General features: G+C 72.2%; 5 protein-coding genes. All 5 read left to right on the top strand.

Going from position 1 to position 4104, the window contains the following annotated elements:
• Positions 1 to 319: 319 nt before the first annotated feature.
• The 5 genes from RIF68_RS29685 to RIF68_RS29665 all read left to right on the top strand — a co-directional run bounded on the left by RIF68_RS29685 (position 320) and on the right by RIF68_RS29665 (position 4032).
• Positions 320 to 484 carry a hypothetical protein gene (locus tag RIF68_RS29685; protein ID WP_309054368.1) on the top strand — a complete coding sequence of 55 codons (165 nt, stop codon included), beginning with the start codon at positions 320 to 322 and terminating at the stop codon, positions 482 to 484.
• Between the two features lie 9 nt (positions 485 to 493).
• Entirely contained in the window at positions 494 to 787 is a 294-nt protein-coding gene (locus RIF68_RS29680; RefSeq protein ID WP_309054367.1) for a Dabb family protein, read from the top strand.
• A 233-nt stretch (positions 788 to 1020) separates the two neighbouring features.
• On the top strand, positions 1021 to 1869 hold the full coding sequence (locus tag RIF68_RS29675; protein WP_309054369.1) for an RNA polymerase sigma factor SigF: 849 nt from the start codon (positions 1021 to 1023) through the stop codon (positions 1867 to 1869).
• A gap of 235 nt (positions 1870 to 2104) precedes the next feature.
• Positions 2105 to 3118 carry an RNA polymerase sigma factor SigF gene (locus tag RIF68_RS29670; protein WP_309054366.1) on the top strand — a complete coding sequence of 338 codons (1014 nt, stop codon included), beginning with the start codon at positions 2105 to 2107 and terminating at the stop codon, positions 3116 to 3118.
• Positions 3119 to 3183: 65 nt separating this feature from the next.
• A complete protein-coding gene (locus RIF68_RS29665) occupies positions 3184 to 4032 on the top strand; it encodes a hypothetical protein (RefSeq protein ID WP_309054365.1) in 849 nt (282 codons plus the stop codon).
• Positions 4033 to 4104 lie beyond the last annotated feature (72 nt).

Here is a 4104-nt window from a genome sequence, read left to right as displayed (position 1 = left end):
GGGGACAAGCCGCTCCCCCCGGCGAGAACCGGTCCGGATGGTCCCGCGCCACGGTCAGGGGGGAAGCTCGCGGCGCGGGCCCCGCAGTGCGGGCCGGTTCCACAGCCCGGGGATTCCTGCCAGATCCGCCGGGCTCGGTGTCCATCCTGCTCCCCCGCTCCCCTCCCGGGGGGCGGCAAAAGGCCCCGATCGCCGGGTCCTTGGTCCATAAAGGCTCGGTTAGAGTGGCGCGGTCGTCCGGCGGAGCCGGGTGGGGACAGCCGGGCGGAGGGCGCCGAGCGGGGCGGAGCCGGGCGGGGACACGGGAGGGCCGGAGCAGATGGCACAGGCGAAGAAGATCGCGCTGTACGCGATCGGGGTCTTCGTGCTCTATACGATCATCACCTCCCCGGCCCGGGCCGCCGATCTGGTGCAGGTAGGGTTCGAGGGCATTTCCGGCGCCGCCCAGGGCGTCGGCGAGTTCATGACCGAACTCATCAACTAGGAGCCCTCCGTGATCCGCCATCTGGTCCTCTTCAAGCTCAACGAGGGCGTCGCACGTGACGAGCCGCGCGTGGTCGCCGGTGTCGAGGCGTTCCGCGCGCTCGGCGAGCAGATCCCCGAGCTGCGGTTCTGGGAGTGCGACTGGAACATCACGGACCGCCCGATCGCGTACGACTTCGCCATCAACTCGGCCGTCGAGGACACCGAGGCGCTCCAGCGGTACCTGGACCATCCGGCCCACCAGGCGGGTGTGGCGCAGTGGCGTGAGTTCGCCACCTGGGTGATCGCGGACTACGCCTTCTAGCCCTCCCTCCCCTTCCCCCTCCGGTTCTCCGTCGCCGAGCCCCCCGCTGTTCAGGTGGGGGGCTTCGTCGTGTTCCGGCCTCCCCTTTCGGGTCCTTGATGCCCTCAACACGTGGTTATGCGGTGCTTGCACACAGTGGACATGTCTTGTGATGCTATGACCGCTTTTGACGGATGAGTTGACCGTAGTTGACCCAGTCGACCAGCTACACCAGCCAAAGGGGTGGCGTGAACGTGCCGGCCAGTACAGCACCTCAGGTCCCGCCCCAGCACGAAGCGGGCGGAGCGGCGGACGCCCCGCGCCCCCGCCCCCAGAGCACCCGTGGCGCCGACACCCGCGCCCTCACCCAGGTGCTGTTCGGGCAGCTGAAGAACCTGGAGCCGGGCACCCCCGAGCACCAGCGGGTGCGCGGGGCCCTGATCGAGGCCAACCTGCCCCTCGTGCGGTACGCGGCGGCCCGCTTCCGGTCCCGCAACGAGCCGATGGAGGACGTCGTCCAGGTCGGGACGATCGGCCTCATCAACGCGATCGACCGCTTCGACCCCGACCGGGGCGTGCAGTTCCCCACCTTCGCGATGCCGACGGTCGTCGGCGAGATCAAGCGCTACTTCCGCGACAACGTCCGCACCGTGCACGTCCCGCGCCGCCTCCACGAACTGTGGGTCCAGGTCAACGGCGCCACCGAGGACCTGACCACGGCCCACGGCCGCTCACCCACCACCGCCGAGATCGCGGAGCGGCTGAAGATCGGCGAGGACGAGGTGCTCGCCTGCATCGAGGCCGGCCGCTCCTACCACGCCACCTCCCTGGAGGCCGCCCAGGAGGGCGACGGGCTCCCCGGCCTGCTCGACCGGCTCGGGTACGAGGACCCCGCCCTCGCCGGCGTCGAACACCGGGACCTCGTCCGGCACCTCCTCGTCCAGCTACCGGAGCGCGAGCAGCGGATCCTGATGCTCCGCTACTACAGCAACCTGACCCAGTCCCAGATCAGCCAGGAACTCGGCGTCTCCCAGATGCACGTGTCAAGACTCCTCGCCCGCAGCTTCGCCCGTCTGAGATCCGCAAACAGAATCGAGGCGTAACCGGATCAGGTAGACCGGTTCGGAGTAACCTGACGGAGCACCAAAAGACGTACCCCCCTTGTTTCCTGCGGATATGTGCCCACTCCTTGTCGACAAGTCACTACAGCGTGTTGCCGACATGTGACATTCTGCTGGAACCGAGTTTGCCGCAGCCCTGCCGCCGGTATTCAGGTGGAGGCTGCGTTCCTCAGACGGTCGCGGCCACCGCGACCGTCCGCGACCTCAAGGGGGTGGCATGTCCGCAGAACAGGGCAGCTCGAAGGTGCTCACGCTCACGCCCGCGTCCGTGACCGTGCCCGCGTCCGTCACCGCACCCGCCGTCGTGCCCGGGTCCGACCTCGTGTCCGCGTCCGCGTCCCTCTCCACGCCCCTCGCGGTGGCCGTGGCCCCGGGCGCGCCCGTGCAGACGACGGCGCCGACCGCGGCCGACAGCGCCACAACCCCCGCTCCGCCGCCGACGGTCGTGCCGGAGACCCTCGACACCCGCACCCTGTCGCGCTCCCTGTTCCTCCGCCTGCGCGCGCTCGACGCCGAAGGCGCCGCCGCCGACAGCCCGGAGCGGACCTACGTCCGCGACACGCTCATCGAGCTCAACCTCCCCCTCGTGCGGTACGCGGCGGCCCGCTTCCGCTCCCGCAACGAGCCGATGGAGGACATCGTCCAGGTCGGCACCATCGGACTCATCAAGGCGATCGACCGCTTCGACTGCGAACGGGGCGTGGAGTTCCCGACGTTCGCGATGCCGACGGTCGTCGGCGAGATCAAGCGCTTCTTCCGCGACACCTCGTGGTCCGTGCGCGTCCCGCGCCGCCTCCAGGAGCTGCGGCTCGCCCTCACCAAGGCCGGCGACGAACTCGCGCAGAAGCTCGACCGCTCCCCGACCGTGCCCGAACTGGCCGCCGTTCTGGGCGTGTCGGAGGAGGACGTGGTCGACGGCCTCGCGGTCGGGAACGCGTACACCGCCTCCTCGCTCGACTCGCCGTCCCCCGAGGACGACGGCGGCGAGGGATCGCTCGCCGACCGCCTCGGCTACGAGGACACCGCCCTGGAGGGCGTCGAGTACCGCGAGTCGCTGAAGCCGCTGCTCGCCAAACTCCCGCCCCGCGAGCGGCAGATCATCATGCTCCGCTTCTTCGCCAACATGACCCAGTCGCAGATCGGCGAGGAGGTCGGCATCTCGCAGATGCACGTCTCGCGGCTGCTCACCCGCACCCTCGCCCAGCTCCGCGAGGGACTCATCTCCGACTGACCGGAGCAGGGGCGGAGTTCGGCGAACCGCCCCTCCCGTGAGGGCCCATCGGCCACACTGGCGACATGGGGCGAAGGAAGCCGGGACTCGTGACGGTGGCGCTCTGCCTCGGCGGAGCGCTGACCGCCTGCGGCATCGGCGGGGACGGCGACGCGTACGCGCCCCTGGGCGCCGGCCCGGGTCGGCACGGCACGGTCGTCCCCTCCGGCGCGGCTCCCCCGGCCGGCCCCGCCGCCCTCCCGACCCTCGCCTCCAGCACCCGCTCCCCCTCGCCGCTCCCCTCCCCCGCCACCCCGTCCGCGTCCTCCGGTACGGGTACGCCCGCGGACCCCGGAGCCGGGACGGGCAGCGGCACGGGACCCGGCGCGTACGGCGGCAGGGAGCCGGGCGGCGGAGCGGAGGCCGGTGGCGGTACGGAACCGGGCGCTCCGGCACCGGGCCCGTCCCGTACGGACGCCGCCACCGCCCCTCCCCGCACTCCTCCGCACTCCGCGCCGGACACGAGCGGGCCCGGCACCGGCCCCCGGCCCCTGCCACCGCCCCGGGGAGCGACCCCGGGGCCGGCCTCCCCGCCCACGCCACCGCCGTCCCCGTCCCCGGCTCCGGCGCCCGCCGCGCTCACCGTCTCCGTGCCGGTCCTCGCGGACACCGACCGGCGCTGGTGCGAGCGCGTGACGGTCACCTTCCGGAACACCGGCGGCACGCCCGTGGTCGCCGGAACCGTCACCTTCGGGACGCACGTCGTCGGCGCCCTGGGCATCGACTGGGGCACCGTGACCGATTCCCGGCCGCTGCCCGCCCCGATCGCCGCCGGGGCGGCGCGGACGGAGACGTACACCGTGTGCGTGGAGTCCTGGCGGGTGCCGCCGGGTTCGCGTGTCGACACCCGCGAGGTCGGCGCTACCTGGCGCTGAGCGCGAACCGTACGCCGGTCAGGCGCTCCGACTCCGCCCACAGCCGGCGCCCCGTGTCCGGGTCGGCCGCGG

The sequence above is a fragment of the Streptomyces sp. genome, from assembly GCF_031178505.1.
Lineage (GTDB): Bacteria > Actinomycetota > Actinomycetes > Streptomycetales > Streptomycetaceae > Streptomyces > Streptomyces gulbargensis.
This window is presented reverse-complemented; position numbering and strand designations above follow the sequence as displayed.